The following is a 14737-nucleotide window of genomic DNA, read 5'->3' on the forward strand; positions in this document are numbered from 1 at the left end:
GGAGAAAACAGGCATTTTTTATAATCTTGCTCCAAAAAAACTTACTTTAGTTCCCCACAAACAATTTGATGCGACCTTTAGGTTCCTTAAACCCCAATACTTTAAAAACGGTAAAATGAAATTTACTACAACAATAAAAAACGGCTTGATTCTTTTCCTCATAAGTACTATCGCCTTTTATGCAGAGACATCTGCACAATCCGGCAATAAAAAGCTTTTATGGCAGATAGGGACTCCCGACAATGCTGCCACCGAATTTGCACTCCATAAAGACAATGAGTATAAGAATTTTGTCCCGAGAGGTTTCGGAGGAACAGATCGATCTTACATTATTGGTCAATCTGACCCTGCCGACGACTGGCCCTGTATTTTACCAGGACCGATGGATGGGTTTGCCGGATATGGGTTTTGGGCAGGAAGAGCTTTAACACAACTCCCGGTTTATTTCAATATAACGGAGCTGGACGACAAAGGATCATGCATCCTGGAAGTTAACATTCTCAGTGTCAATTCATCGCAGGCACCTCTGTTTCGCTGCACCATTAATGGAAAAAAATACGATTCTCAGCTCAAAACATGTAATGATAAAAACACTCCGGACAACTTCAAAAATTGTACGCAGCAACTTCGCTTCGAGATCCCGGCATCTTTATTGAAGAAAGGGATCAATGAAATAATTTTTCAGAATATGACTGGCAACTGGTGTGTTTTTGACTGTATCCAATGGTATGGCCCTGCATCCGTAAAAATTGCCCCTCCGGGAAATACCTTGATTCAATCGGTGTCATTTTCAGAAAAGGAAACCACAAAAGATAAAAATCATTATTTACCTCTGCATATTGAATTACTTCACAAAGGAAAACCTGTTTCTGTAAGAGCAATTGTAGATAATATTGAACTGGAATTGTTGGCTGAACAAGGGCGCTCTATCTTGGAATTTAATTTTCCGGCAGTAGAAAAGACAAAAAAATCGAAGGTGAAAGTTTTCGTAAACGGAGAGTTGAAATTTGAAAATAGGCTAACCCGCAAACCAGGAAACCCGGTCAGGATGAGTGATTATGTAAATCAATTTATGGGAACCAGTGGTTCAAGGTGGATGATAGCTCCCGGTCCCTGGATGCCCATGAGTATGGTAAAAATCTCACCGGATAATGAAGATAGCAACTGGAAAGCAGGCTACGACTACCAGGTAGAAAATATAATGGGATTTAGCCACGTTCACGAATGGACCATGGCAGGTTTATTAATGATGCCTGCTAATGGCGCACTATATACACAACCCGGGCCTGAAAACGATCCGGATTTGGGTTATCGTTCAAGGATTGACAAAGAAAATGAAATAGCCGAGGTGGGCAGATATAAAACAAAATTATTAGATTATGACATAGACGTAGAATTGACCGCAACCACCAGAGCATCTATGCAACGTTATCTTTTTCCGAAAGGAAAAGAAAACAGAGTGCTTGTTGATTTGCATTTCCCGGCAGAATATGTTTGGGAACTACGTGACGCGCAGGTTACAAGAGTCAGCGATACTGAAATTGAAGGATGGGCACTTTCCCACTGCTCCGGAACTGGATATGCAGGAAGTCAGGATTATACGCTCCATTTTGTGATTCAGTTTAACAAACCCTTTAAAAATATGGGAGGATGGGTCATGGACAGAGTTGTTTCCAATACAGACAGAATTGACAAAAAAACTTATGAGCCTAACTGGACAAACCGGTTAAAAGATTTTAAGATCACAGATGCAGGAGCTTTTGTTAATTTCTCCAGTGACTGTAAAGAAGTATTGGTGCGTACAGGAATTTCTCTGGTTAGCACTGAACAAGCTCGTTTAAACCTTAATAAAGAAATGGCCGAACCCTTCGGTTGGGATTTTGAAAAGATTGTTGTAAATCAGAAAAATGCATGGGACAACATTTTTAACAGGGTCGAAATAGAAACTACTGACTATCTGCAGAAAGAGAAATTTTACACTAATATGTACCGGGCCGTATGCGGGCGTAACACATGGAGCGATGTTAACGGCAAGTGGGTTGATATGAATGAACAAGTACAGACGTCAAACCCGGACAAACCCCTGTTTGGTAGTGATGGGTATTGGGGGTGGCAATGGAACCTGGTTCCGTTTTACAATTTAATCCTGCCTGAATTTTCTTCAAACTGGATAAATACGTATCTGGAGATGTACGACAAAGGAGGATGGCTCCCGATCGGTAATCCGGGGATGGAATATTATCAGGTTATGGTCGGTCAGCCGGCAATTCCGTTAATCGTTTCTGCCTACCAGCACGGTATCAGCGATTTTGATAAAGATAAAATGTATAAAGCCATTTATCATCAACAAACGTCTCTGATGGAAAATCACCCCGGAGGTAGCAAAGTAGGCAATGAAAGTTATAATTATTACCTCGACTTAGGATATGTTCCATTAAACAGGGAACCTCACAGCTATGTCTCAAATACTATGGAATATGCCTATCAGGATTGGTGCTTTGCACAATACGCCAAAGCTTTAAATATAGATTCAACCTACAATACTTTTATGAAACGCTCGGAAAACTGGCGCAATATCTTTGATGTCGAAACCGGGTTTGTCCGCCCAAAAAATAAGGATGGTGACTGGATTGAAAACTTTGACCCTTATCATTCTCCCGGATTTTGTGAAAGCAATAGCTGGCAATTTAGCTGGTATGTACCACACAATCTATCCGGTTTAATAAAATCAATAGGCAAAAAACGATTTGTTTCAAGATTAGAAAAAGCCATGGAAGAATCAGAAAAAATTTATTTTAATGCGCTATCCGACAATTTTTCGAAATATCCGATAAATCATGGTAATCAGTCTAACATGCAATCATCATATATTTTCAATCACGCCGACGAGCCCTGGTTAACTCAAAAATGGACACGTGCTATTCAGGAAAAATATTATGGAGCCGGCCCCAGGAACGCCTATCCCGGTGATGAAGACCAAGGGCAAATGAGTGCATGGTTCGTCATGAGTACTATCGGTTTATTCGAAATGGACGGGGGAGCATCCGCAGAGCCCTATTATGAATTGGGGAGCCCACGGTTTGAGAAAGTTACTATTCACTTAAGCGATAAATATTACGATGGTAATACTTTTACGATTGAAGCAAAAAATGCTTCCCGGGAAAATAAATATATCCACTCTGCGTCCCTGAATGGAAAAGAATTAAAATCCTGGCGCTTTCCGGTAAAAAAATTACAACAAGGAGGAACGCTTATCCTCGACATGAAAAGTGTACCCGACAAAAAACTGCTAAAAAACGCTGAATAAAATTACCGCCGTCCGCTTTGTTCCATATACTTAACCGGAAAGCATCACACAACAAACATGGCGATCTCTTTAACCGCAATAACACAATCCCAAGAGATCGCCACACCTCATTCGGTACTGTATTACCGGTCAACGGCACAGGAGGCGGAGGAAGAAAACCTGATATTCTTACCGCTTCTCCTTTAAAAAAGAAGAAATACCCGTACATTTGACCTTTGGAACGATTATAACCGTTCCGGAGTTAATTAAAAATTTTGCACAAACTCAAACAACACTTAGTATCCTTTTGTGCTTTGGCACTGTTTTTCGTCAGTACTTTTTCTGCTTATGGAAAAACTACCGACAAGACCCTATTGCCGTCGAATCAAAAAAATGAGCTTTCTTCTAATCAGCTCAAACATCTATTACTGGCCGAAGAGCTTTCTGCTTATGAATACCTTTCGCTAAAAACAGATTTCTTTCCCGTTGACCCGGGTAATTGGTATGAGGTACATATTGATGCCCTAAAACCTTTTAATACTGTCGTTTCAGGCGAGACACACTATTTGCCGGATTTTAGAGAGCGTATCTGCAAACAACTTTATCCCTTCCATTTTTTCTTTTGATCTCAGCCTCCCTCAGGAAGAAGACACTGGCTGTCTGAACAGTTTAATTAATTATAAAAAAAGAAAATGGATATACCATCAGCAGTAATAGGTATAGGCATGATGCTGTTATTCGTTGTGCCTATCGGATACGCTGTCAACAGCGAAAAAAGAAAAGAAAAAAAGATCATTAAAGCCCTCTGTGATTTCGGGCATACTAAAAAACTGGCTATTGACACACATGAAGTAATCAGGGAATCAGGGCTAGGCCTCGACCACGGTCGAAGAACACTGGTTTTTCAAAACTCAAAACAAGAACTGTTTGCCATTAAATTAGCAGATATATCACAGTGCGAAGTTTTAGAGAAAAGGAAGCCCGGCAAAACAAGAAATGCCAAAGGGTCTTTATATCAAGTAGGACTTGCCTTATACGATACGAATGCGAATGCAAGAGAATTGATTCTTTACAACGAAGACACCGATGGTGTAACAGATGCCGAAAGCCTGATCCCCGTCGCCATTAAATGGAGGTCGGATATTCTAAATCTCTGTTAAATATAAGGATTCTTTGATTTTAACATAAAAGTAATTTTGTACTTTTAAATCCCGTTTCGGCGGGATTTTTTATGACCAAATCACTATGAAAAAACTACTCGCTTTTACAATATTATTTATAGCCGCAAAAGGATTGGCTCAAAATGAACCTGTCTCAGCTTTTCTTGAAAAATGGGAAAATTCAAAAAATTACCTCGTTCAAATGGTTGATGCCATGCCTGCGGATGCTTTTAGTTATAAGCCTTCCGAGAGGCAGATGACTTTCTCAAAACAGTTACAACACATACAACAAAATATGGTATGGCTGGGTTCGGAGTATTTTCATGCCGATAAAATCGAAATCGCCGATCTTGAATCCGATAAAAAATTAACCATCGAAAGCATCAAAAAGTCATTTGATATTGTCGCTCAAGCTATCAAAAACACAAATCCGGAAGAACTTAAAGAAACCGTAAAGTTCTTTGCCGGACCCAAAACCAAACTCCAGATCCTTAACCTGTTACAAGACCATGTAACCCATCATCGCGGACAGTTGATAGTATACCTGAACCTTAACAATATAGAGCCACCCCGTTATGTTGGCTGGTAAGTTTCTTCGGTACCGGTGAAGCAAGAGTATATTTTGCCGGGGCAAGCCCCCATGTCGCTCACACAGAAAAATTTAAAAAAGCATTCCAATACCCGCCACAGCGCATTTTTAAATATCACTTAGTGAGTAAACCTATATTTTTTATTAAATTAGCATACGAACGACCTTAAAAGACCATGACCCTATTAATAGTTTACGCAGTAATTTCTATTTTCTTTTCATTTTTATGTTCCATATTGGAAGCTGTACTGCTCAGTATCACTCCCACTTTTATCAACTTGAAAAAGCAGGAAGGAAAAGCCTATGCCGATACGCTTGAATCCCTTAAACAAGATATCGACAAACCCCTTATTGCGATCCTCACAATAAATACAATTGCCCATACCGTAGGAGCTATCCTTGTAGGAGTACAGGCAGAAAAAACGTTTGGAAGCGGAAATAATTCTGTGGGAATCGTTTCGGCAGTGATGACATTTCTCATCCTGGTGCTCTCTGAAATCATCCCTAAAACCATAGGCGCTACCTATTGGAAACGCCTTTCAGGCTTTGCTGCCTCTACGCTTACCATAATGGTGAACGTACTGAAATACACGGGGATTCTCTGGATCCTCCAGCTTACCACCAAAGTTATCGGCGGTAAAAGTGCTCACGGTTCTGTTTTCAGTCGCGAAGAATTCAGTTCGATGGCAGATATTGCCCATCAGGAGGGTGTTTTTGAAGAATCTGAAAGTAAGGTCATTAAAAACCTTCTCAAATTCGACGAAGTAAAGGCCAAAGATATTATGACTCCGCGAACGGTAATGAAGATAGTTTCCGAAGACACTACAATAAAGAAATTCCTGGCCGACAACCCAAAACTCCGGTTTTCACGGATCCCCCTTTTTAAGGATAATATCGATAACATCTCCGGTTTTGTGCTAAAGGATCAGGTGATGGAAGAAATGATCAACGGACATGGTGACGCCCCTCTTTCCACCATAAAAAGAGATATCCTCATTGTCCGCAGGGATATGCCTATTCCTACTTTGTTTGAAGAACTTATCAGTGAAAAAAGGCACATCGCATTGGTAGTAGATGAATACGGAACTATTGGCGGACTGGTTACCATGGAAGATATTATTGAAACCCTGCTCGGCCTCGAAATTGTAGACGAAAGTGATAACGTGGAAGACCTGCAACAACTGGCCCGCCGTAACTGGCAAACAAGAGCAGAACGTCTGGGCATTCTGAATAAAGAAGATTTTTCCAACCTCGATTCAAAATCGAATGAAGAAGAAAACACACATAAAAAAGACGTGCATTAAAACCCCCTTGGGGCCTGCCATAATAGAAGGAGATGAATCCGGGATAACAGCTATAAAAGTTTCGGACAACAACCGGGAACCTATCTCCGAAAATATTCCGGACATCCTAAAAGATTGTGCAACGCAACTGGATGAATATTTTAAAGGCGAAAGAAGGGATTTCTGTTTAAAACTGAATCCGGACGGAACCGATTTTCAAAAAAAGGTTTGGGAAGAGCTCCTGAAAATCCCTTATGGCACATCGACTTCCTACCTTGAACTTTCTAAAAAACTTGGCGACGTGAAGGCTATAAGAGCTGTGGCTGCCGCAAACGGCAAAAATCCGCTTTGGATTGTTGTGCCTTGTCATCGGGTCATTGGCAGCGACGGATCACTAACCGGATATGCAGGAGGGATATGGAGAAAAAAATGGCTGTTGGAACATGAAAATCCATCGCCGCAACAATCTTTATTTTAAGGAAATAACCTTATCTTTATTCTGAACCTGAATAATCAAACCATGAAAATATTTAGACTTTTGTTCAAATGGGCTCTTATCCCTTTTGGCGTACTGATCTTACTACTTTACATATTCGACTACGATTACCTGATCAAAGCCGTACGGACCATTTACCTAAACGGGCAGACAACTGCTTATCTCGACGATTATAAAGTATTTGACAACAGGACCATAGAAACAGACACTCCGCAGCCCTGGCCCAAAAGCACTGCCTATAATACTGTTCCTGCAACAGACAGCCTCAATAACATACATGAAAAGTATCAGTCGGTAGCATTTTTGGTTATTAAAAATGACAGCCTGTGGCATGAAGCCTATTTTGATGGCTATGACAAAGACTCGAAAAGCAATTCTTTCTCTATGGCCAAAAGCATGGTGTCCGCTATGCTGGGTAAAGCCATTATGGAAGGCAAAGTAAAAGGTTTAGACCAACCTGTAAGCGATTATTTCCCTGTATTTTCTGAAGGCCTGGCAGCAAAAATGACAGTTGGGGACCTCTCCTCTATGTCGAGCGGATTAAATTGGGATGAAGCCTATTATTCGCCGTTCTCCATAACAACAAGAGCTTATTTTGATGAAAATCTGCGCAACGTTATCCTTAACCTTAAAGTCATTGATGAACCGGGACGATCGTATAAATACCTGAGTGGCAATACCCAGCTGCTGGGAATGGTACTGGAAAAAGCTACCGGTGAGTCGATGTCCGAGTATTTATCTGAAAAATTCTGGAAACCAATGGGCGCTGAAAATGAAGCCTTCTGGCAACTCGACAGCCAGGAAGACGGGCTCGAAAAAGCTTATTGCTGTATCGCCAGTAACGCCCGCGACTTTGCCCGTTTCGGAAAATTATACAAAGATCATGGCAAATGGAATGGCCGGCAATTACTCGACTCAGCCTTCGTAGCGAAATCGATCACACCCCGTTTCAAAAAGGACTGGATGTACGGATACGGATTCTGGTTGCTCCCCTACAACGGAAAAAATTTCTTTATGCTCAGAGGGCATCTCGGACAGTATGTAATAGTTGAACCTGTTGACAACATAATAATAGTCAGGCTCGGACACGAAAGAGCAGAAGCAAAATCAGGCGATCCGTACCGTGACGATATCTACGGATATATAAATGAAACATATAAAATGCTCCGGTGATGCAACGTAAGCTACAGCTCGAAAACATTCTTTTTTTGGATATAGAAACCGTTCCTGAAAATGAGCATTATATTGAACTTACGGAAGAGAAAAAAGAACTGTGGGCCCAAAAAACCTCGTATCAGCGCAAAGACGAATTCTCCCCGGAAGAATTTTATCACAGAGCCGGGATATGGGCAGAATTTGGCAAGATCGTTTGTATATCTGTTGGTTACTTTACCTTTAAAGGAGACCTCAGAAACTTTAGAGTTACTTCTTTTCATGGTGACGAGCAAAAACTCCTCACAGATTTTAAATCCATGCTCGAAACCCACTTTAACCGCCCGCAACATGTACTATGTGCCCATAACGGCAAAGAATTTGATTTTCCATATATCGCCAGAAGAATGATTATTCATGGAATCTCATTACCGGAGAAATTAAACTTAATGGGGAAAAAACCCTGGGAAGTTCCACACCTGGATACAATGGAGCTATGGCGCTTTGGTGATTACAAACACTTTACCTCCCTTAAACTGTTAACCAATATTTTAAATATACCATCTCCTAAAGATGATATTGACGGAAGCATGGTGAGAAATGTATATTACGATGACAACGACATCGATAAAATCATTATCTATTGCGAAAAAGATACCGTGGCAGTAGCACAAGTACTCTTAAGGCTTCAGGGCAAAGAGATTCTTTCTGAAGACGAAATATTGCATGTTTGACACTCCTTAAACACGCATACCTGTTCCTGCTTCAAGATTGAATGGCAGTAATCTGTAGAAAATTTAATTTTATCCGATTTATTTCCTTTCTTCCAAACAAATCTGTAATTTTTATATACTATTTCGAATATCCGTAAGCTGTCATTTATATCAATCAATGGCCGGTCGGACATTACTGAAATAAAAATATATTTTCATTGAAAGTACACAGCAGAACTATCGGGACCTCATGCCAGTACCTTAAGTTCAATAAGCTCTTAACGGCACTGGAAGTAATAGTGCGTTATGGGGTCATGTGTACAACCGGACATCCGTAAACCCTTTAAAACAAACACCTTGAACCAGTACAAAAAATCAAAAACTATATATAAAGATTTTACATATCCGGACAATTGTCAAAACCAACATTAAACCTCTCTGGGTGAGAGAACCAGAACAAACCCACATGAAACACTTAACAACACATATCTTTTTTATACTATGTATAAGCCTCTTGGTTTCTTGTGCTCCAGTAAAAGTAGAATCAACCCGGTTAGACCGGTTCAGATTCACTCAGAAATACCGGTCGTTTAATTTTTATGATATAAAAGTTCAAAATGCCGATTCCGGTTTCGTAAAGAATCATTCAAAACTCAATATGCTTAAATCGGCTATCGAGCATGAGATGAACACTCTTGGTTTCCTCAAATCGGAAAATCCGGATTTATTGGTAAATCTGGCAATAAATATTGAAGAAAAAATACAAACCAGAGAGACAGGTATACGTGATGCCCCTCCATATATGGGACAAAGGAGCTATCATTGGGAGGTGGAGGAGGTTCCCGTTGGAAAGTACAAAGAAGGCACCATGGTTATAGACCTTATTGACCGTAAAACAAATACTATGATAGGGCAGGCTGTAGCCTCAGGGGTAATCGTAAAAAATGATGACCATCTGAAAAAACGCGTTGATGAATGCATACACGTAATTTTCAATCAAATGATTAGGCCCAAAAAATAAATCAGGCGCTCCACCCGCAAAAAATGAAACGCCTGCTCCTCTAAATCTTGTATATGAGAATCCAAACATATAAAATTTATCGATGCTCACATACCTTATTAACATTATTTGGGATAAGATTAACGTTCCTCCTATCAGATACTCAGCACATTATCGCTCCCGAAACCATATCAATCATGCAGGATATCCTTTCGGCCATCTCACGATAAGCGGCACTATCTGTCAAATGAAAACAATGGATTAGGGGTGTTCTCCACCCTCATGACCGAGTCCATCATTTTAACTATTTCCGGATGCTTCTCTGCTACATTCATAGTTTCGGAAGGATCCTCACTTAAATTATAAAGCTCAATAGCTGCATTGCGATCTTGTTTTACTTTTAAACGGATAGCTTTCCACGGACCTTTTAACAAAGCCTGCTTTCCTCCTCCTTCATAAAACTCCCAATACAAATGATCATGCTTTTCCTGTGTTCCGGCGCCTGTTAACTCATTAACAAATGAAATTCCCGTAGTATTAAGATAATCGGCTGAACCTCCCGCCAGTTCATAAAACGTTGGCAGGATATCCCAAAAAGCCCCGGTATGATCACTTACTTTGTTCGCTGAAATGGTTCCCGGCCAATAAGCAATAAAAGGCTCGCGTATCCCTCCTTCGTACAAATCTCTCTTCACTCCCTTATAAACCCCGCTACTCTTAAAGAAATCTACATCACTTCTCTGACGTCCTCCTTCAATATGAGTTCCGTTATCACTGGTAAAAACTACCAGGGTATTTTCATCTAATCCCTTTCTCTTCAATGCTGCCATCACCTGTCCTACATAGTCATCGATGCTGCTGACCATGGCAGCATATGCTGCTTTCGGAAATGGTTGCCCCCCATAATGCCTGCCATCGGGCCATGCGCTTTCAGGAGCAAACTGACTATCTCCCTGTTCGTCCAAATACATGTCTAAATACTTCTGGGGCACAAGCAGCTCAGCATGAGGTACCGTAAAAGACAGGTACAGAAAAAACGGTGCCTCTTCCGTTTGCCCATCTATAAAACTCAATGCTTTTCGGGTAAAAATATCATTCCCGTAGCTATTGGCCGGTACAGGCATCTTTTTTACCATGCCGTCAGTTAATGTCCATAAGGAATCCGGTCGCTGGTAATGAGCATCGACATGATGCAGGTGACCCGTAAATTCATCCCAACCTTTTTTTTCCGGGGAGCCGGAAGTCCCTTCAACCCCCAATCCCCATTTACCATACATTGCAGTTCGGTACCCTTGCTTTTTTAACAACTGAGGTATAATAGTATCCTGATCCCTCAACGGAAATTCCCCATTACCTCTTATATGTGTAACCCCGGTATGTTGTCCCGTCATTAAACTCGCCCTCGAAGGTGCACATACAGTACTGCCCGCATAAAACTGAGTAAACCTCATCCCTTTTGATGCCATTTCATCAAGGTGCGGTGTCTTTATATACTCCTGCCCATAACTGCCTAAATCACCTATCCCCATATCATCAGCTATGATAAATACAATATTCGGCTTAACGGAACGCTGATTTTCCCGCTCTTTCGGGCTACCGTTACACGATAAGCACAGCGAAAGTATGAGTAACGATTTTAACGGATACATACCATGTTTTACAGAAAATCTCATGTTTGGTTATTTTTTAGAAATTAAATATTCTGACAATTTTTCAGACTCAAGGTTTTGGTCATATTCCGGATTTAAATCCTTGGGAACCGGAGCATTTATGTGTGCTCTCCATAAGTCTAATTTTTCATATAGTTCAGCAGCTTTCCCAGGAAATTCTGAAACCAGATCCCTCGCCTCCGACACATCTTCTTCGATGTTGTATAATTCCATTGCATCATCTTCAAAATAATGATGCAGTTTCCACTTCCCGTCTATAATGACCGATCCGGGACGGGTTCTGAATAAAGGGTCTCTCCCCCGATCTGTAACCGGATTATAAGCTTCTAAGTAAATAGGGAAGTGAAAATACAACGCCCGGGTTTCAATTGCCCTCCCTTTTAGTAAAGGCATCAATGAAACACCATCCAGGTTCTGTTCAGGCCTTTTTGCACGGGTTAGCTCCATTAAAGTAGGAAAGATATCAAGGTTCACGATTGCCGTTTCACATTTCGAATCAGGGGTTATCACTCCCTTCCATTTGAAAATATAAGGAACACGTATCCCCCCTTCGTAATAAGATCCCTTTCCTGCCCTCAAAGGATCTTGATAGCTTATATCCCTGATTCCTCCGTTATCTGAAGTAAATATGACCAATGTATGATCGTCAAGCCCTGTACGTTTTAAAAACGACAACAGCTTTCCTATATTGGTATCGACTGTCTCGACCATTCCGGCATACCTGGCATTAAACTGCCCTTCATTTCCCTCCTTTTGCGCATATTTATCTTCCAGTCGCCTGAAAGTTTGCAACGGCGTATGAACCGCATAGTAAGGTAAATACAGAAAGAACGGCTCTCCGTTCGTTTCTTCCATAAACTTAATGGCTTCATCAGTCAATCTATCGGTAAGATTTTCTCCCTCACTTTCAGCCTGAAGGTTTTTCAGGTTATAGGGAGAAAAATATCCGGATTTTCCCGGGTTTCCCCTTTCACCACCTCCTATATTAATATCAAAACCCTGTGTTGTCGGATCTTCCCCTAAATGCCATTTTCCAAACGTCCCCGTTCTGTACCCGGCAGTTTTCAGCATTTCGGCTATAGTGATTACGGAATCGTGTAAAACAGTAGTATTCGGGGTCGGAACTATTCTTCGCAATTTAGTATTTCCTCTGTCCGAATTCGCAACCGTATACATACCATGTCTCGGAGTATTTTGCCCGCTCATCAGACAAGCACGGCTCGGGGCACAGTTAGAAGCACCCGCATAGCCATTAGTAAAGGTCATGCCCTCCAATGCCAGCCGGTTGATATTGGGTGTCTCATAAAACGTACTGCCAAACACCTCCGTATCGCTCCAGCCCAGATCATCTACGTTAATGTAGATAATGTTGGGAAGTTCTGTTCCCTTTTGCTCCCTGCCTCTCTGGCAGGAATTCAATAAAAACAATACCGGTATGACTAAAAAATATATGGAGAAGTATTTATACATCGCAGCTTTCAAAAATTATATGAACCCCGGAAAGTTACGCAAAAACCAGATCAGTAATCTTTTAACCCGCACAGTTTTTCCTACGGAAGAAACTTTTGTTATAAGACTACGCTCCCTTTATTTTTAAAGGATCAGGATAAAGGAAACAATATAAAGTATGTAAGTTCTTTTTCAAACCCACAGAACAACAACAATTACAGCATTCAAAAAAAACATAAAATACAGTATTACAAATAATTAACACATAAATTCTACAACAAACAAGTAAATATTAAAAAAAATCATATCTTTAATAACCCTGTCAGTACACAACAATTTTTAACAAGTAAAAGCTTGATAATTGAAATAAAATAAAAAGTATTATGTAAAGACTAACTCCCCCCTTATTATAGTCTTTAATACGTGTTTCAGCAAGCCATCATAAGAGTCAATAATAGTTTCTATAATCATTTAACAGGAAAAAGTAATCTCTCTCCTATATGGAGAACTATAGATGCGAAGGATGAAACATATAGAATTAAGTTTTGGATTAAGAATAATTCCATAACCCGGGTATTAAACAAGCCTGATATAAAACCATTAAAGAACTCATAAAAAAAGTTGGCGATATGACCTATAAAGTACACATCAACGGGTTTAACAATTTAGACTACTGGACAGGTAAGGCTGATGAATCTGCCAGAAACTATTTCTTCTACTATTATGAGTCTGGACTGACTGCAATGCGTGTCGGGCCATGGAAAATGCACTTTGCAACCAAAGAGCGTTATTTCGACGATATGGTAGTACACACCATGCCGAGGCTATTTAACCTCAGAAAGGATCCGTTTGAGCATTACGACGATATTACAGGGTTCCATTTAATCATGAACAAGTCATGGGTTTTTCAACCAGCCATCGGATTATTAAATGAGCATTTATCAACATTTAAAAATTTCCCTCCAAGACAGGCATCAGCTTCGTTAGACATTAACAAGGCCATAGATGCTATCTTAAAATCAGATACGCGTCAATAACTAGATAATAAAAAAAGATTTTTGTACGAATCAGAAGCCTTTTTATAAAACCAAAATGATAAATCAAACACAGATGTAATGACAAATGAATTAAAGAAACTGTTATCTATATTCTTTTTTTTATCTGGAGTATCTTACACTTATGCGCAAGATCGTAATGCGTCTTCCGCCGATGAATTAGCCAAGAAATTACAAAATCCCGTAGCAAGTCTTATAAGTGTCCCCTTTCAAGGCAACATGGATTTTGGTGTAGGCCCTGAAGACGGAACACGATTTACCCTGAATATACAACCTGTAATACCTATAAGCATAAGCGAAAAGTGGAACCTGATCGGGCGGGCAATTGTTCCGTTCATCTCTCAATCGGATGTATTTGGAAATAGCGGAAATCAAACCGGGCTTAGCGATGCAGTGATCAGTAGTTTTTTTTCACCTAAAGAAGCAACAAAAGGAGGAATCATTTGGGGAGCCGGTCCGGTACTATTAGCCCCCACAGCAACAGATGATTTGCTCGGGACTAAAAAATTTGGGGTAGGTCCAACAGGAGTTATCCTTAAACAAGTTGGAGGGTACACCGTTGGAGCCTTAGTGAATCATATTTGGTCTGTAGCCGGTAACGAAGACAGACCTGACGTAAACGCTACCTTTTTACAGCCGTTTATCGCACATAATTTTTCCGGAGGCTATGCCTTGGCTTTAAACACAGAATTTACTCAAAACTGGGAAGCAGACTCTTCATCAGGGACCGTGCATCTTGTAGGATCTAAAGTAATATCCTTAGGGTCACAATTAGCTCAGGTTTTACTTGGTCCAAGAGTTCATTACGGCAACGGTAATTCTGCAGGTTGGGGAATAAGAGGAGGCATCGTATTGTTGTTTCCAAAATAAAGTTAATAATCGAA

General features: G+C 40.4%; 14 protein-coding genes. 12 read left to right on the forward strand and 2 right to left on the reverse strand.

What is annotated here, in order from left to right:
* Positions 1 to 115 precede the first annotated feature (115 nt).
* The 10 genes from MQE36_RS04495 (at position 116) to MQE36_RS04540 (ending at position 9700) form a co-directional block, all read left to right on the forward strand.
* Entirely contained in the window at positions 116 to 3307 is a 3192-nt protein-coding gene (locus MQE36_RS04495; protein WP_242937980.1) for a GH92 family glycosyl hydrolase, read from the forward strand.
* A 17-nt stretch (positions 3308 to 3324) separates the two neighbouring features.
* Positions 3325 to 3519, forward strand: coding sequence for a hypothetical protein (locus tag MQE36_RS04500; RefSeq protein WP_242937981.1), 195 nt, complete (start codon positions 3325 to 3327; stop codon positions 3517 to 3519).
* Positions 3520 to 3600: 81 nt separating this feature from the next.
* Entirely contained in the window at positions 3601 to 3912 is a 312-nt protein-coding gene (locus MQE36_RS04505) for a hypothetical protein (protein WP_242937982.1), read from the forward strand.
* Between the two features lie 66 nt (positions 3913 to 3978).
* Entirely contained in the window at positions 3979 to 4446 is a 468-nt protein-coding gene (locus MQE36_RS04510; RefSeq protein ID WP_242937983.1) for a hypothetical protein, read from the forward strand.
* 85 nt (positions 4447 to 4531) lie between these two features.
* A complete protein-coding gene (locus MQE36_RS04515; RefSeq protein WP_242937984.1) occupies positions 4532 to 5035 on the forward strand; it encodes a DinB family protein in 504 nt (167 codons plus the stop codon).
* A gap of 176 nt (positions 5036 to 5211) precedes the next feature.
* On the forward strand, positions 5212 to 6339 hold the full coding sequence (locus MQE36_RS04520; protein ID WP_242937985.1) for a CNNM domain-containing protein: 1128 nt from the start codon (positions 5212 to 5214) through the stop codon (positions 6337 to 6339).
* Positions 6302 to 6796, forward strand: coding sequence for a methylated-DNA--[protein]-cysteine S-methyltransferase (locus MQE36_RS04525; RefSeq protein WP_242937986.1), 495 nt, complete (start codon positions 6302 to 6304; stop codon positions 6794 to 6796). Before MQE36_RS04520 ends, MQE36_RS04525 begins: the two co-directional genes overlap by 38 nt.
* Positions 6797 to 6838: 42 nt before the next feature.
* Positions 6839 to 7987, forward strand: coding sequence for a serine hydrolase domain-containing protein (locus MQE36_RS04530; protein WP_242937987.1), 1149 nt, complete (start codon positions 6839 to 6841; stop codon positions 7985 to 7987).
* The gene (locus tag MQE36_RS04535) at positions 7987 to 8700 is read left to right on the forward strand and encodes a 3'-5' exonuclease (protein ID WP_242937988.1); all 714 of its coding nucleotides are present in this window, start codon (positions 7987 to 7989) and stop codon (positions 8698 to 8700) included. Before MQE36_RS04530 ends, MQE36_RS04535 begins: the two co-directional genes overlap by 1 nt.
* A gap of 445 nt (positions 8701 to 9145) precedes the next feature.
* Complete coding sequence (locus MQE36_RS04540; RefSeq protein WP_242937989.1) at positions 9146 to 9700, forward strand: DUF4136 domain-containing protein; 555 nt, start codon at positions 9146 to 9148, stop codon at positions 9698 to 9700.
* Between the two features lie 215 nt (positions 9701 to 9915).
* Here MQE36_RS04540 and MQE36_RS04545 read toward each other — a convergent pair whose 3' ends face one another.
* Together MQE36_RS04545 and MQE36_RS04550 are read right to left on the reverse strand one after the other, a co-directional pair.
* Entirely contained in the window at positions 9916 to 11352 is a 1437-nt protein-coding gene (locus tag MQE36_RS04545; protein WP_242937990.1) for an arylsulfatase, read from the reverse strand.
* A 6-nt stretch (positions 11353 to 11358) separates the two neighbouring features.
* Positions 11359 to 12819, reverse strand: coding sequence for a sulfatase (locus tag MQE36_RS04550; protein WP_242937991.1), 1461 nt, complete (start codon positions 12817 to 12819; stop codon positions 11359 to 11361).
* A 608-nt stretch (positions 12820 to 13427) separates the two neighbouring features.
* On the opposite strand from MQE36_RS04550, the gene MQE36_RS04555 reads away from it, so the two are divergent.
* The gene (locus tag MQE36_RS04555) at positions 13428 to 13835 is read left to right on the forward strand and encodes an alkaline phosphatase family protein (protein ID WP_242937992.1); all 408 of its coding nucleotides are present in this window, start codon (positions 13428 to 13430) and stop codon (positions 13833 to 13835) included.
* A gap of 78 nt (positions 13836 to 13913) precedes the next feature.
* Positions 13914 to 14723 carry a hypothetical protein gene (locus tag MQE36_RS04560; protein WP_242937993.1) on the forward strand — a complete coding sequence of 270 codons (810 nt, stop codon included), beginning with the start codon at positions 13914 to 13916 and terminating at the stop codon, positions 14721 to 14723.
* The last annotated feature ends 14 nt before the right edge of the window (positions 14724 to 14737 follow it).

Source organism: Zhouia spongiae (genome assembly GCF_022760175.1).
Classification (GTDB): Bacteria; Bacteroidota; Bacteroidia; order Flavobacteriales; family Flavobacteriaceae; genus Zhouia; species Zhouia spongiae.